Here is a 26,329-nt window from a genome sequence, read left to right as displayed (position 1 = left end):
CAATGAATAAGAATATGACAGACCGACTTAACTTTTCATCACGGTGGTCCGTATTGTTCGCGGCCGCAATCCTCGTAATGGGATTTAGCGAAACGTCGCTCGCCCAGACAAACTCCGTAAAACGTCCCAACATCGTTCTTATTATGACGGATGACCAAGGCTTTGGCGACGTCTGCTTTCATGGAAATACCGAACTTAACACTCCAAACTTAGACCGCCTAGCTAGCGAGAGCGTGGAGTTCACCAACTTCTATGTCCAGACCCTCTGTAAACCCACTCGGGCGGCCCTTCTCACGGGTCGCTATCCGGAAAGGACGGGTGCCGTCGAAGTGAACTACGGCCAAAGTATCATCCGCGGAGAAGAAATTACTATCGCTGAGAATCTCAAAGCCGCGGGTTTCCTAACTGGGATTTTCGGTAAGTGGCACCTTGGAGACAACTTTCCTGTACGGCCTTCTGACAAAGGGTTTGAAGAATGTCTCCATCACACTGCAGGCGACGTGGGCCAAGCGGGGGATCCTCACGCTGACATATACTCTCGCCAATTCATTTTGAACTGTTTCAGAGTATATCGGATGGCGTAACATCCGATATCAATGTGGCTTCTCAATGGCTCTTTCACCCTAATACATGAAACCCATTCAATACCCCTCTCCTCCTAGCGTCCTTCAGGAAAAGAAGTGGTGGAAGGCTATTGGTTTCCTGGGGCCCGGGATCATTATCGCATCAGTATCGATCGGAAACGGTGAAACCGTATTTGCATCCCGGGGAGGAGCGATATTCGGCTATGCTATCCTATGGTGTTTCTTTCTTGGGATCTTTTTGAAGGGAACTCAAATCTACGCCTCCGCACGATACATGCTGCTATCCGGCGAGCACCCAATGCAAAGCTGGGTCATGCTGCCCGGCCCGCGAGGATGGTTTCCCATGGGCTTGCTTGTAATGACAGCTATCTGTCTGCCCTTCTTACTCGCATCCTTATCGCTTTCGGTCGGATCGCTTATTTCGTGGATACTGAATTTAGGGGGAGACCAGCAAATTTCGGTTCGATCATGGTCTACCGGTCTCATTGTCGTTGCCGCGATCTTCAGCTGGGGACAAGGCTACAAACGGCTCGAGAAAACCCAGATGGTCGTCGTCGGACTGCTACTGATTTGCATTCTGACGGCAGCGATCGCCTGTCAACCCCATCTCGGAAAGCTGTTCAGCGGATTATTCATTCCTATCATCCCTGAATATAAAGATTGGATACACACAGTTTATCCAAAGATCGCTGAAAAGTCTGCCTGGATCGAAATCGTCTCCTACATTGGAATTATCGGTGGAGGGCTTCCCGCCTATATCGGCTACTTCAGCTTTCTGAGAGAAAAGCGATGGGGACTATTCGAAGATCAAGACGTCTTTAGGAGTTCCACTAAAACGGGGTTCGCTTCGATCGATACAAACGAAAGCAACTTAAGCAAAGGAAGAGACTGGCTCAAAGCCGTAAAGGTAGATGTCGCGGGCTCTTTCCTAGCCGTATTCATTTTTTCCGCCGCCTTCATGGTACTCGGGGCCGTGATCCTGCATGAAGGTCAGCAGATCCCTGACAATTTGAACCTTCTTTCTCACCAGGAATCCTTTCTAACCTCTTTGCATCCCTCCCTGCTCGTTCTTTATAGAATTGGGATTTTTACGGCAATTGGAGGTACTCTTTTCGCAACTTTTGACGTTTGGACTAAAACAGTTTATGAAGGGCTCATACCCTTTTTCGAGACCGAGAAGTCACTGGATAGTTCGAAACTAAAACGAATTCTAATAATTACGACCTCCACAGTGGGTATCGGAGTCATTTGGCTGGGCTACGTTTGGAAACCCTTGTCGAATCCCATTTCCATCGTCCAGATTCCCGCGATGCTTGGAGGCACCATAGGCTGCGGCGTCTGGTGCTTTGGCGTCGCCTGGGCTGACAGGCGCAACCTACCTGCTGAATTGCGAATGAATGCTTTCCTATTCTGGGGACTACTCACATCAGGGGCGACATTGCTGACCTTTGGAGCAATCGGCATGTATTTTAAATTTTTCGGATAACCTTACTTTATTCAAATGTTAGGGATTACAGTATTTCCAGAGTACATTCAAAGCGAAGGAGTTGAACCTTTGCTCGACAACCTCATGAATCGAGCACCGGTTTCAGCAGTTTCCATCTCTCCCTATATAATGAGAGAATGTCCCGCTGATCAAGGGGGTCATAGAGAACCACCGGCAGATGCCGACAAAGGACTGACGCGATTGCTTGAAAGACCCTTGTGGGGGAAAAAGGAAGTCTGGATAAAGACAGCCCCCAGTTTCGAACCGAATCTCGAACTCTACCAGAGGCTTAGGTATCAACCATCGAAGGGAGATGCCTCCACAAAAAAAGAAGGTCATATCATCGATCAATTCATTGAGGCGGCTCAATCCCGAAGAATCAAAGTCTACTTCCAAATCCAGTCTGCTATACCCCCCGGATATCGCGTGCAGTTCGGAGGGCCGATAGGTGACGATATTTCGCTTTTGCCCGACGGCTCGAGACCGGAGAACTGCTTGGACAACAATGGATCTATCGCAAGCCCCCATATCCTAGGGTATGGCGAGGCGCTCATCAAAGATTTGATCCAGCAGTACCCAAAAATCGATGGAGTTCGAATCGATTGGCCGGAATTTCCGCCCTACTTCTTCGAATCGATTTTTACGGACTTTGGTCCACACGTAGAGTCGTTTGCCAAAGAGCACGGATTTGATTTCCAAAGTATTCGAGAATCCTCAGATTCCCAATACCGATTTTTCCTTCAAGCGTTGAACAACGATCACCTCAAGGAGTATGTCAAGACTCCTGAAAAGCTTATCACTGATTTGCAAGTAAGCCCTGATCGGGCTCGCCTGAAGTCTCAGATCGTAACCAATTTATTGCTACGATATAGAAACGCCTTGGATAGTGTTGGCGGCAACGAAAAGGAGCTCATCCCCTCTGCCTTTCCGATTCCTTGGAACCGGCTCAGCGGATTTGACTATCAGTCGAACGGTGAGATCGCCAACGCGATTAGCTGCAAATACTATACCATGCATTGGCCCATGATGCTAAAGAACTACACCGAGACGCTTACTCGTAATAATCCGGGGCTTTCCAAATCCCTCTTGGCAAAGTGTCTCTGTGCCGCCTTTGACGCTGTTTCCCCTACTCCCGAATCATCAGACTCGTTCCACTATCCGGAGCCTGAGGAAAATCATCCGGTATCGACTGTTGCCCTAGGGAAAAAGCAAGTTCAGGTCGAAGCGGAGTCCACCAACGCCCCTATCTGGCCAATCACTCACAGCTACGGTCCTTGCAATGATTTCGCAAAAAGGGCGAAAGCGGTATTCTCCGTTTCCAAAAAGCGACTATGGATCAATCGCTACGCCTATTTGACCGACGAGAAACTAGACGCACTGGGCGAGGTAGTGCGAAGTTCAGAAGTTGAATAAGGACGCAACACCCGCTAGGGGTTAAAGATCAACAATCGCTTTGGTGCCGGCAGATTTTCTACAAGACCCGCATTCGTTCTCTGGAGCTCTTCCAACATCATCTTTCTCATCTGATCCATCCTCTGGTAATTCTCGGGGTCTAGCGCCAAATTCTTCAATTCCCTCGGATCCTTCTCTATATCGTAGAGCTCTTCAATTTCGTCTGGAACGAGGGTTGTGATGTATTTGAGATTCCCATGCCTCATAAAAATCCACCAGTCCACATTCTGGTTAGGCAATCCTTCATTTAGATCCACAATAGTTAGGCCGACATCCGTCTGCGAACCAAAGCTACGGCTGAAATTCTCCTGAAGAAGTCCACGATCCCAGGCTAAACTCGGGTTCTCTAGAATGGGCCGAAGATTAGTACCATGCATTTCCCACGGCAAATCGATACCCGCATAGTCAAAGAACGTGGGAATCAAATCGATCACATTGACTGGCATGTCAATCGCAGTTCCCGAAGACTGGCCATCCGGCAACCGAACGATGTAAGGCACCCGAATGTTATCGTCATAGGGGGCTACTTTAATCTCCATTCCATGATGTCCCATGGCGATACCCTGGTCCGACGTGAATACGATGATAGTGTTGTCTAGCTGACCTGATTTTTCAAGCGTATCCACTAAGTCCCGTACTCCTTCATCCAACGAGAGCACACCACTATGGTACTTCTGCACTAGTTTCGGAAGCGGCAACTGCTGGCGCTCGTCCACTGGTACTCCATCTGGGGCTGGCTCGAACATAGAGTAATTCTGCATGTAGCGCGGCTTATCGGGACGAGGCGGGTAAATATCTGCGGGAGTTTCGATCGGACCCGCATTGACATAACTTTCCTGATGCCGATCTGCCGGAGTGAAAGGAGCGTGAACCGCATCGTAGCACAGCCACAACATCCAAGGTTTCTCATGATCTCGATTGATAAAGTCCTGCGCGTACTCCGTGTAGTTATCTGTCGAATGTCCACCTACCGGCGTAAAATCGCCTCCATCAAATCGGAGTTTCTGATTTCGAAAATAGTCGCCCGACTTTGCACCTCCCAAGCGTTCCCAAATAATGGAGTGATCCCAAACCGTCCCGTGACGATAGTCGGAGGCCAAATGCCATTTTCCGATGACCGCCGTAGTGTATCCGTTTTCTCGAAACACTTGAGGCCACATGCGAAACGTTTCTTGGTCTTCCCGGATCTTAGGATAATCCGTGAAATCGAGCCCTTCGATTCCGTGCAAATACCGCCCGCTTAGAACCATAGCCCGACTGGGGGCGCACCAGGGACCCGCGAAAGCGTGTTTGAAACGAATTCCTTCCTCAGCCAGGCGATCGATATGGGGTGTCTTTGCCCATTGGAGAGCGTCCTCGTAGGCAGAAATGGTTCGGTGCGACTGGTCGTCGGTAAAAATGAATAGAATGTTGGGTTTCTTATGAGAAGCCTCCCGCCCTTCCTCAGGCTGATCGCTACATCCGGCTATACAAATAGCCAACAATATCATGGAGATATATCTAAGCATGCTGAATAAGAACCAATTTCGTTTGAGAAGACGATTTTAACCAACAGCCACCTAATATTGTAAAACCTCTCCTACAGATACAAAAATATTCGATCCCAACATTAACAACTACCAATCCACGACCGAGCCGTCATCTGCATCGTATTGCGGCAGATACTCTCGGGGCTCACCGATTTCCTCGTCGATACGGTTTTCATCGATCGTAATGCCGAGTCCAGGTCCCTTTGGAATGGGTCGGTATCCATCTCTTACAGGCGGCAAAGGCTCAGCCAGTAGATCGTGCTCACGATCGCCACGCTCCTGAACCAAGAAGTTTGGAATACAGGCCGCCACTTGCAAACTGGCCGCAAGCGAGCAGGGCCCATTGGGGTTGTGCGGAGCCAGGGGAGCGTAGTAGGCTTCAGCCATACCAGCGATGACTTTCAATTCAGTAATGCCACCTGCGTAGTTTACGTCGGGCTGCAGAATCATAGCTGCTTTTTTCTCAAGAATTTCTCGGAAGCCCCATTTAAGGAACACACGCTCGCCTGTTGCAATGGGTATATGAGTCTTTGCGGCCAGATCTGCCATGACATCTACATTGAGAGCCTGAATGATTTCTTCAAAGAACCATGGGTTATGCGGCTCCAATGCTTTGATGAGCAAGGCTGCTGTAGTCGGTTGCACCGCCCCATGGAAGTCGATTCCGATGTCGACGCCGGGGTATCGCTTACGCAACGCTCCAAAACGTTCTGCAACTTCCTCAACCACCTTGTTCCCTTCCAGGTATTTGTGGGCTTTGCGCATTTCAGTAGATGGGCCCACCTTCATAGCCCTAACGCCGGTCTTCTTATCCGGCGTCCCATATACAAATGCTTTCTCGCGAGTCGGCCCTCCAAGTAGTTTATAGACGGGTACATCATAGCACTTACCTGCGATATCCCAAAGAGCCTGATCAATCCCCGATGAAATCGCGGACTTAATCGGCCCCCCTCTATAGAAAGCGCCACGATGGATCGCTTGCCAGTGATGGAGTACCGGACGAGGGTCCTTACCAATTAGATAGTCTCCTACTTCCAACGCTCCCGCGGCGCACGCCTTAGCATCGTCCTTTAGCATCTCACCCCAACCGGTGATCCCCGCATCTGTAGATATTTTCACAAACACCCAGGAATTCTTAAGGACAAACGTCTCCAGCTTGGTCACCTTTATCTTGTCCTTTGGGCTAATAGGGGCGGCACGAACGATTGGGCTAGCGGCGCTGAGGCCGACAAGGGCCCCGCCTCCGTAGAGCATGTTCTGTAACCAAGAGCGACGATTGATATTGTTTTCTGGCATAATGAGGCTCCTTCCGTTTGGATTGGTCAAAGGGTAGCAAAAGGTGAACGAGAGACTACCTAGATCCTTTTTCCGAAAGTATCGAATCAATTCGACAAAAACCTAGATTACTTCATCCGCAACTATCCAAACGAATGCTTCCAATTAGATGAAGCCCTTTTCTATCAGGCTACTCAGGCTGTCCGTTAGTCGATAGTACGTGAAGATTGTGGACATACTTAACAGTCTGGTTCTGGTACGTCCAAACGATCTTTTTGTCGGGCGTAATCTCAATCAACTTTAGTCCATCCTCTGCCTGGTTCCCATAACAAGACACGACAAAGTTTCCACTCTTCAGTACTTGCAGCCCACATACATCATTAAGGATTCCACCCAACTCCTCGCTCGAAAGGTGCCATACGAGTTTTCCGTTAGAATCAAAGATTACCATTCTATTCCCAGAAGCACATGTAACGACGGTCGATCCATCATCCAGACGCACTGCGGCGAACGTCCCGTTTTTAGCTTCAGCTCCCCCCAATTCCGGAAGATCGACGCGAAACGTGCGAACCACGTTGCCTCTCCCGTCATACTCCTTGGCAAAGGGCATAATTCGGTGTGGAACCAAATAATTCCCACTTGACAGCTTTCGACCCATACGCGTCTGCATATGGATATTGTCTGTCTCAGGCTGGATCGGTATTATGGCCGTTACCTTTGATCCCTGATCTACTTCTACGAGTCGTGGGTGCTCGCCAAGCTCTGTCACGAGTGTATTCCCGTCAGTAAGACGTTGGGCACTCATGATCTCTGCATTAATCAATTGAGTATAGCTCCAAACCGTTTTCTTGCTGGGGTCTAATTCGATCACCTGGTCACGGTAGGTCACAAGGTAGTTCCCACTGTCTAGCTTCGATATGTCTTTGGAACGACCATCGAACTCCCAAACAATCTCGTCGTTTTCGTTAAATTCAAATGTCTTGGGTCCACTAATGACAACCGAATGCCGTATTCCGTATTCACTTTTTTGATGACTCCACGAAGAACTTGCGAAAAGTAAAACGGTAACAATCAATACGAAAATCCTACTAGAGTTATGACCAAAGAGGAACTTATATTCTCTATTTTGAGGCATATTGTTAGTGGATTTGGCGAGGACCAATAGGTGATTTCAAAATTTTATAATCTGTGATATCCGTGTCATCCCTGGTTAAATATCTCATCTACTCCACTTTACGTCTCAATCGACCGAGATACTCATAACTGTCGAACGCGTCACCCCCGCCGAGCACTCGTGGGTCTTCTGATTCCTTGAGCTCTCTGAAAAGCTTTGATTTCAAACGCTTCATCGTATCCGCGTATTCAGGACGATCTGCTACATTGTGCATTTGGTAAGGATCGAGGCGAATATCGTAAAGTTCGTCGGCCGGCCGCAAACCAAACGATAGTTGATAATAAATCTCCATATCCGGATCATCCTTGTGGTCTATGATGTAGGACTTAGTCGGGCTCGCATCAATATCCATAAATATGGGGCCGTTGTAGCTGCCATCGGGGTGCCCCGCGGGCCACCGCTCGGGTTTGAAATTATGGATGTATAAAAAATCATCCGTGCGAATGGCTCGCATGGGCGTACCACCGGGGTGGTCCATCTGAGCTAGCGTATGCCGCTCCTTTCCCGTTAAAACATAATCCCGATCTGTCTCAACGCGACCCTGTTTGCCAGACCTCAAAATTGAAAGCAGAGATCGACCCGTTGTTCCTTTCAACGCCCTTAATCCCGCCGCTTCCAAAAAGGTCGGTGCTAGATCTGTGGTGCTAACAAAGTCGCTCACAACTCGGTTTTCAGGAATCGATTTATTCCACTTCACAGCTAGAGGAACCCGGGCCCCATAGTCATACAAATTCGATTTCCCGCGCGGAAAAGGCCAGCCATGATCACCGGTCATCACCACAATAGTATTTTCCAATTCCCCTTTTTCCTCTAGCAAGGACAGGGCTTCTCCGACCTGACGATCAAAACGCTGCACCTCCCAATAATAGTCTAGAATGTCAGTGCGGATCGTTTCCGAGTCAGGATAGAACGGGGGCACCTCCACGTCTTCCAATTTCATACCCGAGCGCAACCCAGATTGCCACTTGTAAGACCGATGGGGATCCGAGGTCCCAAACCAGAAACAGAAGGGCTGGTCCTTGGGACGTTCCTTAAGAAACTGGTCCAAGCCCTGGAATTTCTTGCCAGCGACCTCTTTTCCGTGATCGGATCCTGGGCCGAACGCCTTTCGATACGACCCGACAAAGTAGCCCGCCTCTTTCAGGGCTTGAACGTAAGTGGGAAAACCTTCCGGATAATTACTCCAGAGATTGCCTCCCTCTTTTAAACGCCAATGATACTGGCCCGTGAGAATCGCATTCCGTGAAGGAGTGCACGAGGGTGAGGAAATAAAGGCGTTGGTAAATAAAACGCCATTCGCTGCAATACTATCGAAAGTGGGCGTTTTGACGACACTGTCCCCGTATGCACTCGTATGCGGCCAGCCCCAATCATCCGCAATGGCGAAGAGGATATTGGGCCGATCGGACTGAGCTCTAGAGAGGGAAGCAAGGAACCCAATGGTAAGAGCTACTGATAACGAAAGGGTGAGAGAACGAAACTTTACCATAGCTAAATCGTAAGGTTTTCACCCGTCGAATCAATCCTCAAAAGAGATCAACCCTGTCTCTAAAATGACGCACCTAGATCATTTTTCCATTGGGAAGTCGCAAAGGTAGGGCTTCGACGGCCCGGCGAACCGAAGAGGTCGAGCTAAGGTTTGGGGATGATGTGGGAGATGGGACCCAGGCTACGGCTCGACGGACCGTCGAGCTCTACCCACGATACCAAACCTCTGAAAAAACTAGAAACAGAACCTACTCTGCAATCACGGTACCGACTGGCCTTTAGCTGCCTCCCAGATCGCGTACCAGTCTTCGCGTTCTAATTGGATCGCTCCTCCTTTGGCGCCGCTGACAATTCGGTCGATTTTGTTCGTTCCAAGGATAACAGTCGGGTTAGCGGGAACAGCCAAGACCCACGCATAGACCAGGGCATCCAAGGGAGCCTCTCCATATTTTGGCGATAGCTCGGTCAACTTGTCCCTTAGTCGCTTCGGAGCTCCACCTTTTCCGCTAAAAAGGGCCCCTCCCCCTAGAGGCGACCAAGCCATGGGGCGCACCTTTTTCTGCAGACACTGGTCAAAAGACCCATCGTAGAGCGGGTCCATGCATAGTGGGCTAAACTCAACCTGATTGGTTGCGAGCTTTCCATCCATCAGCTGGTCCAACGTTTCTAATTGATATATCGTGTAATTGGATACACCGACTTTTCTAACTTTTCCTTCATCGAGAAGTTGCTGCAACCCACGAGCAATATCCTCAGGATGGGTCAACCAATCAGGCCGGTGCACCAGAAAGAGATCGATCGTGTCGATCCCCAGCAATCGGAGAGATTTTTCCGCGCAATGAACGAGGTTTTTGCTCGACGCGTCGTACTGTGGAATCGACGCATGGGACTTTTCTAACGAAGGAACATTTATCCCCGCTTTCGTAACAATCTTAAATCGGTTGAGTAGCTCTGGGTCAGACTTCAAAGTATTACCCACAGCTTCCTCGACATGGTAACCTCCATAAATTTCTGCCGTATCTATAGTATTGATACTATTTTCCAGACACTTGTGAAACCGCCGAACCAACGCTTCGCAAGAAGGGGGTTGCTCGCCATCGAGGATGCGCCAGGTACCGTAGGCGAAGTCGCCAAGATCATAACGTAGGTGGTCACTATTTTCGCTCATTTCTTGTCATCTAAACTCGTTATAAAATTCCTCATGGAAGGAGCTTTTCATATCGAGAACACAACACGCATAACCCCCAAAGCGAACAAAAAAGGGAAACAAACGAGATCTCATGCAAACAAGAGATATAACGACAACCGCCCGGTTCGCAAACTCGAAAACAAGCAGGGGGCAGCGACCGAGTTCTTGTAGAGCCAGCACGAGCGCTGGCCCTGCGATAATCTAATAGTATCCAATACGGTCGCCGCCAGCAACGCCACTGCTAGTGACAATTTAGCTCCACCTACGCCAAAATTTCCTTCACCACATGTCCATGCACGTTCGTCAATCGACGCTCGAGGCCATTGTGATAATAGGTTAGGCGTTCATGGTCGAGGCCCATGAGATGCAGGATGGTCGCATTGAAGTCATAAACACTTACCGGATCCACAGCAGCTTTGAAACCGAACTCGTCACTCTCGCCATAACTGAAGCCTTTCTTAACTCCAGCACCGGCCAAGAAACAGGTGAACGCATCTGGATTATGGTCGCGACCGGTTCCATTGGCCTGTAAGAATGGCATACGACCAAACTCAGTCGCCCAAACAATGAGGGTTTGATCGAGAAGTCCGCGACGCTTCATGTCATTGATTAGAGCCGCAGTAGGCTGGTCCATGATCTCTGCCTGCATAGCGTGGGTCTTGTGTATGTTACTGTGCGAGTCCCAATTAGTGATTCCATTTCCACCTGAGGGATCGCTGCCATTGAAGAGCTGAACCACACGGACTCCCTTTTCCACCAGTCTGCGAGCGAGGATACAATTCTTAGCATACTCGCGCTTCAAATCCGTACCCGTATCCGTTCCATACTCCTTGTGGATACTCTCAGGCTCTCCTGCGATATCCATAACATTCGGAACAGAAACCTGCATCTTACCCGCCAATTCATAGCTAGCAATGCGGGCCGCTAAATCGGCATCGTTCGGAAACTGCTCGAGGTGTTTTGCGTTCAACCGATTTAAAAGATCAACCGTCGCCTTGTCATCCTTTTCTGTGTACTTATCTGGACGGGCAAGATTAGAGGGAGGATTTTTCGCATTAAAATCCGTTCCTTGATAGGCTGCCGGTAGAAAACCGCTTCCGAAATTATTCTTACCCGACCGAGCTAATCCACGCGGGTCGTTAATCGCTACGAAGGCGGGTAATTCCTGGTTCTCAGTGCCCAAAGCATAGGTTACCCAACCCCCGAATGAAGGAAACCCTTCCATCGTAAAACCTGTATTGAAAAAATTCTCACCTTGCGGGTGCGCACTCGTTTGTGTGTGGAGCGAGTGAAAAAAACTAAAGTCGTCCACAAGCCCTCCCAGGTTAGGCAACAAATCCGAAACCATCTTGCCGCTTTTCCCACGAGGCTTAAAGTCCCAGAACGGCTTGGCAATGTTCCCAGATGGTCCTTCAAACGTAACCGCAGGCATTCCAGGCGGTTTTTGCCCATGAAATTTGATCAGCTCGGGTTTATAATCAAACGTGTCGACGTGGCTCACCGCTCCAGGGCAGTATATAACCAAAACCTGTTTCGCCTCAGAAGCGAAGTGAGGAGAACGGGGGAGATACGGGTTGTCCGGATCGATGTAGGGTCGAATCGGAGCTTTCCCGCTAAAGGTCTGGGCGTCTGAGGCCAGGAGCCCGTCTTGGGCGAGTAATTGGGTTAAGGCGATTCCACCTAAGGTCATTCCGCTTTGACGCAGAAAGTCCCGCCGGTTTAATAGCGACTGACCATGTGAAGAAATATATTCAGCTCGATTGTCCATTGTCTAAAAATTAGCTTAAGGAAGGAAGGCGAATTCGTTTGAGTTGATAAGTGTGCGACAAACCAGTGCCAGACTCGTTTCTTTGACGACTTCCTTGCAAGCCGCGAGTTCCTCTCGATCGGGTTCGCGATTAAGCAGTATTTGAAAGCTTCGACGAATTTGCCCTTCTGTATCGTCGCTGGATGCTTCTTTTTTCACTCGGCTCGCAAGCTGTTCCGCCTGTTCCCGAACAAAGGGACTATTGAGCAAGTTTAGTGCCTGTAATGGAGTAGTAGATACAGGACGCATTGCTCGAACCTGTCCACAATCCGGAAAGTCGAACGCGGTAAATATTTGGTCATCCACCCGTCGCATCCGTTCCTGATAAAGCATGCGACGCCAGGTATCAGGTCCGTAATTGTTCACTACTTCCCATTGGGCGTAGGTTTTCTTTACGTTGTGAATCCGAAAGCTTGGCCCACCAACAGATGTATCCAACTTCCCAGACGCAAGCAGCACCCCATCGCGAATGACTTCTGCTTCAACACGTCGCGGAGGAAAACGCCACAGCAGACTGGCCCCCGCATCTACTACAAGACTCTCTTCACTTGGAGCACTGGACCGTCGGAACGCATCAGACATCACAATCAGTCGAATCATCGACTTCATTGACCAAGGCTCTCCATCCGTAACCGTGGGCTCTTCGAACTCCGATGCGAGCCAATCTAAAAGTTCAGGGTGGCTCGGTGTCATTCCCGCTTTACCAAAGTCGCTCGTCGTTGGAACGATCCCCATTCCAAAAATATGGTGCCATATCCGATTTACCATGACACGTGACGTGAGTGGATTTTCCGGGCTAGCAACCCATTCCGCAAACCGAGTGCGGCGCTCACTTCCCGTAAAGCTCGAATCTAGGCCCAAGTCACCCCCGAGAATAAGCGGAGCCGCTGGCGAGACTTCATTGCGCGGATTCTCCGGACTGCCTCTACTAAGAACGCGAGTGGTAGCTGGATCAATAAACCGGCCCACAAAGCTAACCTTTGGACCCACCTCTTCGAGCTGGGAAATCGCTTCTGAGATTGCCGCTAGTGCCTCCTGGCGCTTGGGATTCTCCCTGTCCGCCTGCTTTATCTTTTGAATCGCGGCCAATTCAATCCATTCACCTGAGGGGCTCAAGGCTTCCAGTCGATAATCATCGAAACCTATGGATTCGTTGATGCTCAAGTAGTCGACATCGTAATAGTATTCCCGATTCGAGCTCATCCTTAGACGATTGATCTCGGCCGGCTCTAACAAGTTTATTTGAATCCAGGGTTGCTCATCGCTGTCCTCCTTTTTCGCCGCTGTCCACACCATGGTTCCGTACTCTCCATCATTGACGTAGGACTCGGCATGCCGGACATCACCTCTCAAATGGACGGGGCCATCTGCTTTAGTCCCGTATTTCGACAAGGCAAAGTTCTTCATTGGCTCTTTCGGGCCAAAAACCTCCAATTCGTCGAGCCTAGTCCGCTTCGACAAGAAGGTCACTCGTATCCTATCTGTAACTACAGATTCAAAATGCAATTCTCGATAGGCGCCCCAGTCTTCTTCCCAATTACCGGTTGGCACTAGTATCGCCCTACTTTCGGCAATTGTCTGCCAGAGAGGATTGGCCGCAAGTCGCTTCGGGTGGGATTCAGGCAACTCTGGAGTTCGTCCGCCAAACTCGATATCCTGGAAAACTCCGGTCATGGAATAGTAATCTGTGATACTTATCGGATCAAACTTGTGATTGTGACAACGCGCACACCCGAGTGTCATACCCATCATCGATGCCCCCACGGTCTGCATAATCTCGTCCATTCGGTCCGCCCTCGCCTGCCGAATAGCAGATTCTTCTCTACCGACCGTTGCCGCAGGAACATGAGGACCCGCCACCAAAAAGCCTGTTGCTTCACCGGCATCTAAAGAATCCCCTGCAATCTGCTCTCGAATGAACTGATCATACGGCTTGTCCTCGTTGAACGCATTCGTGACGTAGTCGCGGTAAACCCACGCGTTCTTCCGATAGAGATTTGCCTCGGAGCCATTCGTCTCCGCCCAACGAATGACATCCAGCCAATGCTGCGCCCAGCGTTCCCCAAAATGGGGAGAAGCCATCAGTTCATCTACGAGTGCTTCGTAAGCCCCATCCGGATTTGCCACAAACGCTTGTTGGAATAAGGTTACTTTCTCCGAAACGGGGGGCAGTCCCGTTAGGATGATGGATGCCCGCCTTATGAGTGAACGCGCGTCTGCTTCCGAGTTTGGCGTTAGACCGCTTTCGTCCAACTTCGCCAAAAGAAATGCATCAATCGCTCCCGATGCCGCCTCCATGATGGGAACCTTTGGACGTTCTACCGGTTGAAAAGACCAATGGTCCGACTCCTCGGCCTCCGCGATCACCTCGTCCATTTGACCCGGCCAATTTGCACCTTCATCGATCCATTCCTCGATCAACGCAATCTGCGAGCTCGAGAGGGGATCCTCTTCAAAGGGCATCCGAAATTCCGGATCCGGATCCTCGAAAAGCTCGATCAGGTAGCTTTCCGCAGAATCCCCAGGTATCACACTCGGGATGCCACTATCTCCGCCTCGCAACAGATGGGCTCGCCGATCCAATCGGATTTCTCCCTTTTGCTTTTTAGGTCCGTGACAGGAAAAGCAATGCTCCTCGAAAATCGGGAGAATATCTTTCTCAAAGTCGACAGCGAATGTTGCGGGTACCGAGACCAATGCAAGAAAACCGAAAGTGCGAAATATCATAAAACTAATTGCGGTAATTAATAAAATCAAACAATAGAGCTCTGACAATCTTGCGAATTCATTGTTCCTATCCTGGAGGTTTTCTACAATCGATCAACGTTAGCCTCGCTTTGACGCTCGTGTAGCCTTCTCCTTAGCGAGGCCATTAGATCGGCATATTCAGGATTATATGCTAAATTGGTAAACTCTTCGGGATCCCGCTCATAGTCGTAAAGCTCTACCCCAAAAGAGCCTTCGTCCCATTCCGTGTACCGGTAGCGGTCAGTTCGAATCGAGCGTCCTAGAAAATTAGAATTGTCCCAACGCCTGACCGTGCGGCAGTCGGTCACACTGTAGGCTTCATCGCGTATGGACTGACCCGGGTTTTGCAGAACAGGAACGACACTCCGACCGGCCACATGCGGCGGCGCTTTGATCCCACACAATTCGCTCAAGGTTGGGTAGAGATCCACCAGCTCGGTCAAAGACTTTGTGGTCTCACCACGTGCCGCATCTTCAAAGGGCGAGGCGATTATAAGGGGCACGCGAGCAGAGCCTTCAAACAAGTCACTCTTCTGCCACAATCCATGGGCTCCCAGATGGTAGCCGTGATCCGATACGAAAACCACAACCGTATTTTCAGCTAGCTTCAAGTCGTCCAGCGCGTCCAGAAGTCGGCCCACTTGAGAATCCACCAGCGAGATAGAAGCATAGTAGGCTTGGATGATCTCCTTTCGCTCATCGACCGTCAGATCGAGCTGATTCGGGCGGTCGGGCAACGCTGCTTTGGGAATGTCATCTCGGTCGTTTGGGTGAAGCATGACCGGATCGATCGATTCTTTTGGATACCAATCGAAATAGTGCTCAGGTGCAACGTAGGGCGTGTGCGGGCGATAGAAACCCATCGCCAAAAAGAAGGGGCGTCCTGTTTTGTCGGGATGGTTCTTCTCGAGCATTTCGATCGCGTAGCTGGCACCAATGCCATCCGTATGTTCCTCGTCTTTGCTGGGGACCTTCAACCAACTCAAGGTGCCTCCAGGACTTTTGCCGGGAACGATTATGTTCAGATTCGGTTCAACGACCTTGTCGACACCGATTGGATTGCGAACTTCCTCCCAAGAAGGGGCATCGTCGTTACCATTTTCGCCAATGTTATCCGGTACCCCGTAATGATAGATTTTTCCAATCCGAGCTACATAGTATCCGTTGTTCCGAAAATGCTGGGCCATCGTAACAACTTCTGGAATAAATTCCCGAAAGTGCCCGGCGTTGGTGTTGATATTCGTCTGTTCCGGGTAAAGACCCGTCATGAACGAGGTCCGGCTAGGATTGCATACCGGGTTTTGTGAGTAGGTGTGTTCAAACCTCACGCCACGAGCCGCAAGCCGATCGATATTGGGGGATTTGACGAGTGGGTGCCCGTAGCTTCCTAAATCGCAATTCATGTCGTCTGTTGCGATAAAAAGCACATTGGGACGATCCGCTGCAGCCGTCAAAGCGACCGTTAAGATCAACGCCAAAGTCACAAGGAACTTGGGCAAGAGGTTAATGGGTTTTGGGAACATAATTTCTGTTACTAGAAAGACTACTCTCTCGGATCACTCAATCACAAAGCGTTTGTTGAGGGCAGACTACCTAGGCCGATGGCGTCCCGCCCATCGGGATCAGTGCAACCAAAAAATCCTCTGTCGGAGCGGAGCCGACGACGATTCGGGGTCATTAAGTGAATGGCGAAGCTAAACCACACCGCCTTGCGACGTAGCTAAACCGAGACCTAGTCGTGGATTCTGCAACAATTTCCAGCAATAGAGTTAGGTTGACGCCGATGTGCCACACCGAGGCAGCCAGATCTCTTTCCGATTGCGGTCGCGGCGACATAATAGCCCAATCACCCTACCCCAATTCACGCATCACGTCAAACTGCGAGCGAGGAGCCAGCGAATCGCACAATTTCCAATATTCTACTCCCTAGAGGCTTTACTCCCACCCACATTCCAACTTCTTTGTTTAGCTAAATCCCCATGTCCGATTTCATCGCTCATCTGAGAAAGCTCTACCCATCTAGTCGGCTGTACGAAGACGACGCTAGACTGACACCCTACGTTTCGGACGGTCTCACGGTTTTCCGGCAAAAACCGATCGCGGTAGTCATGCCAATAAACAACGAGGAAGTCGTCGAGACCCTTAAGATTTGCCACGAGTGCCAGGTCCCCTTCGTCGCCCGCGGGAGCGGAACCAGTCTGTCTGGAGGTTCATTGCCGATCGATGAAGGCATTGTCATCAGCTTAAACCAGCTCAACCAAATCCTCGAACTTGATCCCGACAATCGAACAGCCCGTGTACAGCCTGGAGTGATCAATTCCAATATCAGTGTCGCTGCCGCTCCGCACGGACTCTACTTTGCGCCAGACCCGTCCAGCCAAACTGTTTGCACAATTGGCGGCAATCTTGCCTTTAATTCTGGCGGGGCTCATTGCCTGAAATACGGAATGACCTCCAATCACATTCTGGGCATCAAAGTCGCCCTTCCCGATGGTGAAGTGGTCGAATTGGGGAATGACAGCTTAGAGAATGCAGGGCCGGACTGCGTTGGACTCTTTGTGGGTAGTGAAGGGCTTCTGGGAATCGCATTGGAAATCCAAATAAGACTCCTACCCATTCCCGAATCCTATCAAACCCTGCTCGCCAGCTACGATAGTCTGGAAGCTGCAGGAGAGGCGGTATCGGTCGTAGTCGCTTCTGGGATACTTCCAGGGGCAATGGAAATCATGGACAAACTGGCCATCGAGGCCGCGGAAGCCGCAGTCAGTGCCGGTTACCCTAAAGATGCGGAGGCACTTCTCATCGTAGAGCTGGACGGCGAGTCCGCCGCCGTAGAAGCGGAATTCATCGCCCTTTCCGACGCCATTAGCAAAACCGGAGCCAAGGAAGTTCGGATCGCCCAGGACAACGCCGAGCGCATGCTCATCTGGAAGGGCCGCAAGAGCGCCTTTTCTGCTGTGGGTCGCCTTTCCCCAGACTACATTGTTCAAGATGGCGTGGTACCCCGATCCCGACTGGGTGAAGCTCTCAAAGAAATCTCGCGTCTCAGTTCGGAGGCCGGTCTCCGGGTTGCCAACGTCTTCCATGCGGGGGACGGAAATCTTCACCCGCTGATTCTTTTTGATGCCAAGCAACCCGATGGGCTCGAGAAAGCGGAAGCTCTGGCCGGAAAAATATTGCGACTCTGCTTGAAGCTGGGCGGATCCATCACAGGCGAGCACGGCGTCGGAGTCGAGAAGCTCGAATACATGCCAGAAATGTTCACAGAGATCGACTTGGGCACTTTCGATCGCCTTCGTCGATCCATCGACCCGAACGAAATCTCCAATCGCGGCAAAATGCTTCCCGGCAAGGAAGCTCCTGCTCTCGCCGCTCACGGTCCCCATCCACTGGAGAAAGCAGGTGTCATCTCGCGCATGTAGATCCATGGAAAACGAACCAAACAAGGCTTTTACCCCAAACTCTATCGAGGAAATGCAGGTCCTCGTCAGAGAATCGAACTCGGTTCGAGTCTTAGGCAGGGAGGACCTGTCTGAGACCCTGAGCTCTGTCGAAGGGCCCGGTCCTCCGAAGTTGGAAGCGCCAAACACCCATATCTCCCTTTCCGCTTTCAATCAGATCGTCGAGTATCTACCCGAAGAGTACACCATTACGGTCCAAGCAGGAGTACCTGCAGCGGAGGTTCAGGCGGCACTAGCAGCAGAAGGCCAATACCTTCCCTTTGACCCTCCATTCATTGCAGAAGGTACCACCGTAGGAGCCATGATCGCCAAGGGCCTCTCGGGTCCGGGAAGCTTTCGCTATGGAATTCTTCGCGATTTTATTCTCGGCGTTAACTTTATCGACGGAATCGGCAACCACAGCCATACCGGAGGGAAAGTCGTTAAGAATGCCGCAGGATTTGACATCCCAAAGCTGATGTCTGGGAGTTATGGAAGTTTCGGCATTATTACTGAAGCGTCTTTCAAGGTCTTCCCGGTCGCTCCTGAAAGTCGAACTATTGTATTCAATTATCCAAGCTTTCAAGAGGCTCACGAAGCCTTCGTTTCATTGGGGCGCTCACGTTTTACGCTGGATATACTAGATCTCGATTCGAAAGGTCGCCTATTTCTCAAACTGGCCGGCCAACCAGGATCCATGGATCAGCGAGTTAAAGCGATCGAGAGCCACCTCACTCACCAAAGCGACACCTTATCACAAAAATGTATTGATAGCTATTGGCCCGAAAGCGTTAGACTCGAGACTCCTCCCCAATCAGGGTTGCTCGTCAAAATACCCATCAATCCTTTAACCATATTCGACCTAGAAAGCGCTTTAGCCTCCTATTCCACTGAAATAAGGTACAGTATCGGTGGATACGTCTGTTGGCTTCATTGGAACAATAGTATTGAAAAACTGAGTGCCCTCCTCACTCAGCTCAACTTATCGGGTCAAGTTGCTTGCGGTGACGCGGAGACCCCACTTATAGCAGCCGATTCCCAAAAGTCTTTTTACCGAAGACTCAAGCCGGCATTCGATCCCGAAGATAAATTTACCGAACTATACCCAACCGCTCTCCTACCCGCTTTCAATGAATAGACACAAAATATTTGCGGGTTCTGCGCCTCTTTTCGGCCATTATTACTAAATGATAAGCCAGATTTCAAAAGAAGATCTCGGACGCGAGTTCGCTTCCATGAAGGAACCGATAGAGGCCTGCGTTCATTGTGGCTTTTGCCTACCCACCTGCCCAACGTATTTGACAATGGGAGACGAGATGAATTCCCCCCGCGGAAGAATCTTTCTCATGAAGGAAACGCTAGAGGGAAAGCTTGATCCATCAGAGATTGATCCCTACATAGACAATTGCCTGGGCTGTCTTGCCTGTGTCACTTCCTGTCCCTCTGGAGTTGAATACGGAGAGCTTATTTCGCCTTTCCGGGCTTGGTCGGAAAAACAGAGAAAGCGGGGGTTGGGCGAAAAGCTGCAACGAATGGCCCTTCTTAAAACAATTCCCTATCCGGATCGCTTCCGAACGGCCTCAAAAGTCGCTAGCCTATTTAGACCTCTCGCACCCTATCTTCCCAAAGGTTTCAGCGCGATGCTCGAGCTCGCACCCAGCGAATTACCGCCTAAGCAGGAATTCAAAGAATTCTACCCGGCTCAGGGCGAAAAGAGGGGTCGCGTCGCTCTTCTCATAGGCTGTGCTCAGCAGGTACTCGCTCCACGAATTAACCAGGCGGCTATTCGTGTACTCAATCGAAATGGCATCGAAGTACTTGTGCCCAGAAGTCAAGGATGCTGCGGCTCTCTGGCTATGCATATCGGCGAATCTGAAGAGGCCCGAAAGGCAGCACGCAAAAATTTCGAAACCTTTCCTGAAGATGTGGATGCTATTATTTCAACCGCAGCTGGGTGCGGCTCCGGAATGAAAGAATACGGTACGCTCTTCGCGGGAGAGGAAGACGCTCTAAGAGCTCAGGCGAAAGACTATGCGTCCAAGGTAATTGATATCTGCGAGTATCTGGATCAGATCGGATTCACGCCTCCCGAAATCGAAAATCCCGAGACCGTCAAAGTCGTTTACCACGATGCCTGTCACCTGGCTCACGCTCAGAAAGTCCGATCCGCTCCCAGGAGGCTGCTTCGATCTATGCCCGGTCTAGAGATTCTCGAACCAGCCGAATGGGAGATTTGTTGCGGGTCCGCAGGCAGCTATAATATCGAACATTCCGATACCGCGAAAGAACTCGGTGAGAGAAAAGTTAAAAATTTGTACGCTACGGACGCAGACATCATCGCTACGGGTAACATCGGATGCCTCACCCAGATCGAATTTCATTCCAAAGATAAAGAGACTCCTCTACGGGTTGTCCATACAGTTGAATTGCTAGATCGGGCTATTGAATAACTACGGATGGATCTGCACATATAGGATAACTCGTTTCATTCAATTAATCGCGTGAATCCAAGAAATCCGTAGGCATAGATCTAAATCCAAATCATGAACCATATCGAAGAAATCAAACGGCTCGCCTCACCCGCTCCTAGACCCCAGAGCCTTGCCTGGCACAATGGCACCCTTTGGATGGGCTCCATGGAATCCGAAACCATCTATCAAATCGATCCCGAAATGTGGACCGTTATTTGGGAAGTTAAAGCACCTGGGGTTCCCTTTGGAATGGTTTCCATCGGCGAAGAGCTCCGTGTCCTCTGCGGAGAGACCGAAGAGGACAACCGTATCATTCGTCGCTGCATTCCTGGACACGGATTCGATACAGTCTTTAAGTTGCCCTGCCCTAATGACACTGGGTCACAACTTGGCTTCGACGGATCCAGTCTCTATGTTAGCCAGTGGTATAATAAGGTTATTCTCCAACTAGGAATTGACGACCAAGCTCACAAATCACTTTCATCTCCTCATGGAATTTGCGGCCAAGTCTTTGTGGACAAAAGTATCTATCTAACAACTACGGATTCGGAAGAGACCAACAAATACTTCCTAACCCAAATCAGCCTCAGCTCAGAGACGGCAACAGACATCGCCAAAATCCCCTTTGGCGCCCGGGCCCTCGCATTCGATGGTCAATGCCTCTGGACCAACGACCGCGAGAACCACAAAATTGTGTGTTTCAAGATACCTGTCTAGGTTCTATTTTTCGACCACAAAAACTCGAGCGTTTCGCAACATTCGTATCCACGGGGGAATCTTCTCCCCAATCTTTGGGGGCTCAGCCGAGTAGCGTCGTTCGGAGAAACCTTTGTGATTTTGCCTGCCAAAGGGCACCCACCAAAACCATCCCCTGCGGGAACCTTCTTCCGAACAAGTCGTAAGAATGCCATCTTCGCACGATCGCACTACGTCAGGATGCGGCTCTACCCCACCCAAACGCGAGCGTTTCTGAAGAAACGCATCCACGGACTGTCCTCCGGCCAATCCCGTGGACTCCAGCTCATCTGCGATGAGCGGAACACGCGTTCGGGGTGAGGCATGAGGATTGTTGCGCGTCCGTCTTCGCTGGTCAGGCTAGTAATGCCGAACGGAGATCCGTTCGGATTGAGTGGATACGCATCCGTCACATTATGAAGATTGTCCACAAAGCGGGCCGACACGAGGCCGGATTTATCGCACGCACTCGCCGCTTCTTGGCTTTTGAACTCGGCTCTTCCTTCACCATGGGCGACTGCGACAGGGAGAACGCTTCCTTCCATATCTTTGAAAAGCACACTTGGGGTATTCTCGATTTTGACGGACACTAGCCGACCTTCATAGCGTTCGCTTCTATTTTGAACAAAATGCGGCCAATGGCTCGCACCCGGTATGAGTTCCCTCAAGTTACTAAGCATCTGGCATCCATTGCATACTCCAAGGGAGAAGGTTTCTTCTCGATTAAAGAACGCCCTGAATTCCTCTCTCGCCTTCTCATTGAACAAAATACTTTTAGCCCAGCCTTCACCCGCTCCCAAGACGTCACCGTAGCTGAATCCGCCACAAGCGACGAGACCGTTGAAATCGCCAAGAGAAACACTGCCGCTCAAAATATCCGTCATATGAACGTCGATACAAGAAAATCCAGCTCGATCGAAGGCAGCTGCCATTTCAACTTCCCCGTTGACCCCTTGTTCACGGAGGATGGCGATTCGTGGCTTCGCCGCAGTATTTCCAATTTCAAATTTTAAATCTTCAATTTCAAAAGTTACCTTAGGGCTGATTCCTGGATTCTCTCGGTCCTGCCGGATCGCATGCTCAGAAGCTGCGGACTCGGGATTGTCACGCAGGTTCTGAATGCGGAAAGTAACATCCGACCAAACGGCCCGGAGAACGGAAAGATCTTCTTCATACAGGACCTCACCTGCTTCCGAAATTTGGATTTGGTATCGCGTATTTAATCGCCCCACTATGTTCGAGCAATCTTCCAGACCATGGCGCTTCAATATATCGAATACATCCGCTAGATCGCTTCCGCTTACCTGAATGAGAGCCCCCAATTCTTCTGAAAATAGAGGGGCGAACGGATCGCCTTCACTCAAAACTTCAAGATTAACTCCCACATTACCGGCAAACGCCATTTCCACAGCCGCGGTAAATAGACCGCCATCGGAACGATCGTGATAAGCGAGAATCTTGTCTTCCTTTCCGAGTTGCTGGATCGCGTTCCAGAAATTTTTGAGATCTTCAGCACTGTCCACATCAGGGGTAGCATCCCCCATTTGAGACAGCGTCTGAGCCAAAATGGAACTGCCAAGGCGATTTTTGCCCCGACCCAGATCAATGAGTATCAAACTCGAATCTAGATTTGGATCCAGCTGTGGCGTGAGAGATCGACGAATATCTTCGCACCGGGCAAACGCTGTGATAATCAAGGAAATAGGAGCAGTCACACGTTTCTCCCCGGAATCGTCCTGCCAAACCGTGCTCATACTCATGGAGTCCTTTCCAACCGGGATCGTAACTCCCAGCGCTGGACACAACTCCATACCTACCGCTTTGACGGCTTCGTAAAGGTCAACCGCATCCCCTGGCACGGATGGCGCCGCCATCCAGTTGGCCGACAGATTAACACCGGTCAACGGTCCTATTTGAGCAGCCGCGAGATTCGTTAAGGCTTCTCCGACTGCGAGACGGGCCGACGCCGCAGCGCTGTTAACCGCAGTGGGCGTTCGTTCCCCAATCGACATTGCCTCTCCTGTGTATCCATCGAAAGAAGTCGCAGTCACAGCGCAGTCCGCTACCGGCACTTGCCAAGGGCCTACCATTTGGTCGCGGTGAATGAGTCCCGTGACCGTACGGTCGCCAATCGTGATCAAGAACGTCTTGTCCGCAACCGCCGGATGAGACAAGACATGCCGAGCGGCTTCCTCCAATGTAACGGTCCCAAGGTATAAAGGCACAAGATCTCTTTGCATTGAGGTCTCATCGCGATGCATTCGAGGCGGTTTCCCTAGGAGGACATCTAGTGGAAGGTCGATGGGACGGTTTCCAAAGTGAGGATCATCAAGCACCAGCTGGCGGTCGTCAGTCGCATCTCCAATAATGGCATAAGGGCAACGCTCCCGATCACAGATGGACACAAACGTTTCAATGCGGTCCGCGGGAATTGCCATTACGTAGCGCTCCTGAGATTCATTGCACCAGATCTCTAGGGGGCTCATTCCGGGCTCATCATTGTTGATCTTGCGCAAATCGAATCGCCCGCCCTTGCCTGCATCGTTGACGAGTTCGGGCATGGCATTCGAAAGCCCACCCGCTCCTACGTCGTGTATAAAAGCAATAGGGTTCTCTCCGCCCAGTGCCCAGCAGCGGTCGATCACTTCCTGGCAACGACGCTCCATTTCCGGATTGTCCCGTTGCACACTGGCAAAATCTAGACTCTCTTCTCCGGTTCCACTGTCCATGGAGCTTGCCGCGCCTCCACCAAGACCAATCAACATCGACGGTCCACCGAGAACGACTAGCTTGTCCCCTTCATGCACCTCCCCTTTCTCAATATGCTCTCTACGAATATTCCCGAGACCGCCCGCAAGCATTATCGGCTTATGGTATCCGCGAATCTCTGACACGTAATCTGGTTCGCGGGATGATACCTCGTCATCTGTGGAAATCATTGCATCACTTTCCTCGATGTCGGTTTCAATCTCTTCACTTTTAGCCACTTTTCCTGGCACTTCCTGTTCGAAGGTTCGGAAATACCCTAGAATATTGGGCCGGCCAAATTCGTTATTGAAAGCGGCTCCTCCCAAGGGCCCCTCAATCATGATATCGAGTGCCGAAACTATTCGGTTTGGCTTCCCAAAGTCTTTTTCCCAAGGACGAACAGCTCCAGGGAGTTTTAAATTGGATACAGTGAAACCCACGAGGCCGGCTTTTGGTTTGGATCCAACTCCCGTGGCTCCTTCATCTCGAATCTCTCCACCTGAACCGGTCGCCGCTCCCGGAAAAGGCGAAATCGCCGTAGGATGATTGTGGGTTTCCACTTTGCACAAAATCGCGATCTCTTCCAAACTGGCAATATACTCATTGCTTTTCGGATCGGCAAAATATCGGTTTCCGTGACTCCCTTCGAATACCGCCGCATTGTCTTTGTAGGCAGACAAGATTCCTTCGCTTCTCATTTCGAAGGTGTTCTTGATCATTTTGAAGAGCGACTTTTCCTGTGCCTCGCCGTCGATATCCCAATTGGCATTAAAAATCTTATGACGACAATGCTCTGAGTTCGCCTGGGCGAACATCATGAGCTCTATATCGTGGGGATCACGACCCAGCTTCTGAAAATTGAGAGCGAGGTAGTCGATCTCATCATCGGCCAATGCAAGACCTAGTGACTGGTTCGCTTCCACCAATGCATCCCGGCCCCCGGCACTCATAGGAATGGTCGCAAAAGGCCTGGGCTGCTCGTGGCGAAACAATAAATCCATTGCTTCCTGACTATCGAACACGACCTGTGTCATTCGATCATGCAACGGGCCATCTAACAGTCTCTGCTGGTCCGGCGTGAGTGACGCGCCACTCAAATCAATCCAAAAGGCAATGGCCCGCTCGACCCGCTCCAACTTCGACAAACCGCAAATGCGGGCGATATCCGTCGCCTTCGACGACCAGGGAGATAGCGTTCCCGGACGCGGCGCTACCACACGGAGCAGGCCACTCGGCTCGTGCCCCTGCACCTTGGGACCGTAAGTCAGAACCTTTTCGAGAATCAACTGCTCGTCGCTGGTCAGCGGCTCATTGGTCTCGGCTACATGGACGTATTCCGCATACACTTCCTTAGCCGGTAGGCCGATCGCTGTTAGTTCAGCAAGTAGCTTTCTGAGACGAAATTCTGAGTGAGACGGCGCTCCGCGAAGGATGATCATGACGCAAGGCAAGTTGAGAACTTAGTTCCCGACCGGCAAGTGCGGAATGGGTAAAATCGAAAAGCATCTACCATCCGCATTCAAATTGCAGGAGCGGCTTTAGGCCGCGATTCGAGAACTGGGTCCATCGCTCCTAAGATTTACCATTCGCCTTATCCCGAATAACCAAATATCCTTCCGAACAATAGAGCCCATGCAAGAGGTGCAAATTATCCTGCCGCTCTACCTTTTAAAAGACGCTTAGCCCATCCTTGCGGGAACTGACAAAGTTATCCGCATTCTCACTGTCGCGGTAGCTCAAAGGAGCGTCCATCGCAAAAAGCCAAATGACATCTTAGCCGGACGGACGGAACAGAACGGCATTGTTGTAGGCATATTGCACACTGCCTTTACGTTCTTGGTGATCGAATATCATGATTCTGGGGCTCCAGGTCTTTCCTTTGTCCAAGCTTATGGGCGCGACCATATCCCCCAATCGCCTCTTCCCCGTACCCGGAGTCCATTAGCGCAGAGGTAGTGATCGTCGGACCACTTTGCGAAATGCGGCTCTCAGATTTTGTTGAAAGGACCCGAGGGATCGAGTTCATCGATCGTTACAACATCTCTTACGTCTCCCTCATGTTGAGCTGAAACTCCTTGGACGGGGCAAAGCACGATTGTAAGAAATGCAATCGTCTTTATTGAGGTTCTTATGCTGGCTTTAATTAACATATCGATGGAATTCGAGTGTGTGTTACTGACGTGACGAGTACTGACTTTTAATG

16 protein-coding genes are annotated in these 26,329 nt (G+C 50.5%); 7 read left to right on the top strand and 9 right to left on the bottom strand.

Going from position 1 to position 26,329, the window contains the following annotated elements; all coding sequences use genetic code 11:
- Positions 1-2 precede the first annotated feature (2 nt).
- The 3 genes from GA004_RS04465 to GA004_RS04455 are packed head-to-tail and all read left to right on the top strand — an operon-like array spanning position 3 to position 3,483.
- Entirely contained in the window at positions 3-584 is a 582-nt protein-coding gene (locus tag GA004_RS04465; protein WP_283396100.1) for a sulfatase-like hydrolase/transferase, read from the top strand.
- A 46-nt stretch (positions 585-630) separates the two neighbouring features.
- Positions 631-2,070 carry an Nramp family divalent metal transporter gene (locus GA004_RS04460; RefSeq protein WP_283396099.1) on the top strand — a complete coding sequence of 480 codons (1,440 nt, stop codon included), beginning with the start codon at positions 631-633 and terminating at the stop codon, positions 2,068-2,070.
- 15 nt (positions 2,071-2,085) lie between these two features.
- Positions 2,086-3,483 (top strand): hypothetical protein, encoded by a 1,398-nt coding sequence (locus tag GA004_RS04455; protein ID WP_283396098.1) that lies wholly within the window; start codon positions 2,086-2,088, stop codon positions 3,481-3,483.
- 14 nt (positions 3,484-3,497) lie between these two features.
- Here GA004_RS04455 and GA004_RS04450 read toward each other — a convergent pair whose 3' ends face one another.
- From GA004_RS04450 to GA004_RS04415, 8 genes are all read right to left on the bottom strand, one after another.
- Positions 3,498-5,030 carry a sulfatase-like hydrolase/transferase gene (locus GA004_RS04450; protein ID WP_283396097.1) on the bottom strand — a complete coding sequence of 511 codons (1,533 nt, stop codon included), beginning with the start codon at positions 5,028-5,030 and terminating at the stop codon, positions 3,498-3,500.
- A gap of 108 nt (positions 5,031-5,138) precedes the next feature.
- The gene (gene dgoD / locus GA004_RS04445) at positions 5,139-6,347 is read right to left on the bottom strand and encodes a galactonate dehydratase (RefSeq protein WP_283396096.1); all 1,209 of its coding nucleotides are present in this window, start codon (positions 6,345-6,347) and stop codon (positions 5,139-5,141) included.
- A 169-nt stretch (positions 6,348-6,516) separates the two neighbouring features.
- Positions 6,517-7,461, bottom strand: coding sequence for an NHL repeat-containing protein (locus tag GA004_RS04440; RefSeq protein ID WP_283396095.1), 945 nt, complete (start codon positions 7,459-7,461; stop codon positions 6,517-6,519).
- An 88-nt stretch (positions 7,462-7,549) separates the two neighbouring features.
- Positions 7,550-8,989: a sulfatase family protein gene (locus tag GA004_RS04435; protein WP_283396094.1), complete on the bottom strand. Its 1,440-nt coding sequence runs from the start codon at positions 8,987-8,989 to the stop codon at positions 7,550-7,552.
- Between the two features lie 258 nt (positions 8,990-9,247).
- On the bottom strand, positions 9,248-10,156 hold the full coding sequence (locus tag GA004_RS04430) for an aldo/keto reductase (protein ID WP_283396093.1): 909 nt from the start codon (positions 10,154-10,156) through the stop codon (positions 9,248-9,250).
- Between the two features lie 283 nt (positions 10,157-10,439).
- The gene (locus GA004_RS04425; protein ID WP_283396092.1) at positions 10,440-11,945 is read right to left on the bottom strand and encodes a DUF1501 domain-containing protein; all 1,506 of its coding nucleotides are present in this window, start codon (positions 11,943-11,945) and stop codon (positions 10,440-10,442) included.
- A 15-nt stretch (positions 11,946-11,960) separates the two neighbouring features.
- A complete protein-coding gene (locus GA004_RS04420) occupies positions 11,961-14,711 on the bottom strand; it encodes a PSD1 and planctomycete cytochrome C domain-containing protein (protein WP_283396091.1) in 2,751 nt (916 codons plus the stop codon).
- An 83-nt stretch (positions 14,712-14,794) separates the two neighbouring features.
- Positions 14,795-16,255, bottom strand: a complete 1,461-nt coding sequence (locus GA004_RS04415; protein ID WP_283396090.1) for a sulfatase — start codon at positions 16,253-16,255, stop codon at positions 14,795-14,797.
- Between the two features lie 456 nt (positions 16,256-16,711).
- Here GA004_RS04415 and GA004_RS04410 point away from each other — a divergent pair, with 456 nt between their 5' ends.
- The 4 genes from GA004_RS04410 (at position 16,712) to GA004_RS04395 (ending at position 21,360) form a co-directional block, all read left to right on the top strand.
- On the top strand, positions 16,712-18,154 hold the full coding sequence (locus GA004_RS04410; protein ID WP_283396089.1) for an FAD-linked oxidase C-terminal domain-containing protein: 1,443 nt from the start codon (positions 16,712-16,714) through the stop codon (positions 18,152-18,154).
- A gap of 4 nt (positions 18,155-18,158) precedes the next feature.
- Positions 18,159-19,310, top strand: a complete 1,152-nt coding sequence (locus tag GA004_RS04405; protein WP_283396088.1) for an FAD-binding oxidoreductase — start codon at positions 18,159-18,161, stop codon at positions 19,308-19,310.
- Positions 19,311-19,359: 49 nt separating this feature from the next.
- On the top strand, positions 19,360-20,622 hold the full coding sequence (gene glcF, locus GA004_RS04400; protein WP_343218824.1) for a glycolate oxidase subunit GlcF: 1,263 nt from the start codon (positions 19,360-19,362) through the stop codon (positions 20,620-20,622).
- Between the two features lie 93 nt (positions 20,623-20,715).
- Positions 20,716-21,360 (top strand): NHL repeat-containing protein, encoded by a 645-nt coding sequence (locus tag GA004_RS04395; protein WP_283396087.1) that lies wholly within the window; start codon positions 20,716-20,718, stop codon positions 21,358-21,360.
- Positions 21,361-21,587: 227 nt separating this feature from the next.
- On the opposite strand, the gene purL is transcribed toward GA004_RS04395, so the two are convergent.
- A complete protein-coding gene (gene purL, locus GA004_RS04390; protein ID WP_283396086.1) occupies positions 21,588-25,565 on the bottom strand; it encodes a phosphoribosylformylglycinamidine synthase in 3,978 nt (1,325 codons plus the stop codon).
- Positions 25,566-26,329 lie beyond the last annotated feature (764 nt).

This window comes from Candidatus Pelagisphaera phototrophica (genome assembly GCF_014529625.1).
GTDB classification, from domain to species: Bacteria; Verrucomicrobiota; Verrucomicrobiia; order Opitutales; family Opitutaceae; genus Pelagisphaera; species Pelagisphaera phototrophica.
Note: the sequence above shows the minus strand (reverse complement) of the source record. Positions and strands in the feature narration are given on the sequence as shown.

Coding starts and splice junctions, on each gene's coding strand:
- GA004_RS04465 (WP_283396100.1), top strand. CDS start 3: ATGAATAAGAATATGACAGACCGACTTAACTTTTCATCACGGTGGTCC.
- GA004_RS04460 (WP_283396099.1), top strand. CDS start 631: ATGAAACCCATTCAATACCCCTCTCCTCCTAGCGTCCTTCAGGAAAAG.
- GA004_RS04455 (WP_283396098.1), top strand. CDS start 2,086: ATGTTAGGGATTACAGTATTTCCAGAGTACATTCAAAGCGAAGGAGTT.
- GA004_RS04450 (WP_283396097.1), bottom strand. CDS start 5,030: ATGCTTAGATATATCTCCATGATATTGTTGGCTATTTGTATAGCCGGA.
- dgoD (WP_283396096.1), bottom strand. CDS start 6,347: ATGCCAGAAAACAATATCAATCGTCGCTCTTGGTTACAGAACATGCTC.
- GA004_RS04440 (WP_283396095.1), bottom strand. CDS start 7,461: ATGCCTCAAAATAGAGAATATAAGTTCCTCTTTGGTCATAACTCTAGT.
- GA004_RS04435 (WP_283396094.1), bottom strand. CDS start 8,989: ATGGTAAAGTTTCGTTCTCTCACCCTTTCGTTATCAGTAGCTCTTACC.
- GA004_RS04430 (WP_283396093.1), bottom strand. CDS start 10,156: ATGAGCGAAAATAGTGACCACCTACGTTATGATCTTGGCGACTTCGCC.
- GA004_RS04425 (WP_283396092.1), bottom strand. CDS start 11,945: ATGGACAATCGAGCTGAATATATTTCTTCACATGGTCAGTCGCTATTA.
- GA004_RS04420 (WP_283396091.1), bottom strand. CDS start 14,711: ATGATATTTCGCACTTTCGGTTTTCTTGCATTGGTCTCGGTACCCGCA.
- GA004_RS04415 (WP_283396090.1), bottom strand. CDS start 16,255: ATGTTCCCAAAACCCATTAACCTCTTGCCCAAGTTCCTTGTGACTTTG.
- GA004_RS04410 (WP_283396089.1), top strand. CDS start 16,712: ATGTCCGATTTCATCGCTCATCTGAGAAAGCTCTACCCATCTAGTCGG.
- GA004_RS04405 (WP_283396088.1), top strand. CDS start 18,159: ATGGAAAACGAACCAAACAAGGCTTTTACCCCAAACTCTATCGAGGAA.
- glcF (WP_343218824.1), top strand. CDS start 19,360: ATGATAAGCCAGATTTCAAAAGAAGATCTCGGACGCGAGTTCGCTTCC.
- GA004_RS04395 (WP_283396087.1), top strand. CDS start 20,716: ATGAACCATATCGAAGAAATCAAACGGCTCGCCTCACCCGCTCCTAGA.
- purL (WP_283396086.1), bottom strand. CDS start 25,565: ATGATCATCCTTCGCGGAGCGCCGTCTCACTCAGAATTTCGTCTCAGA.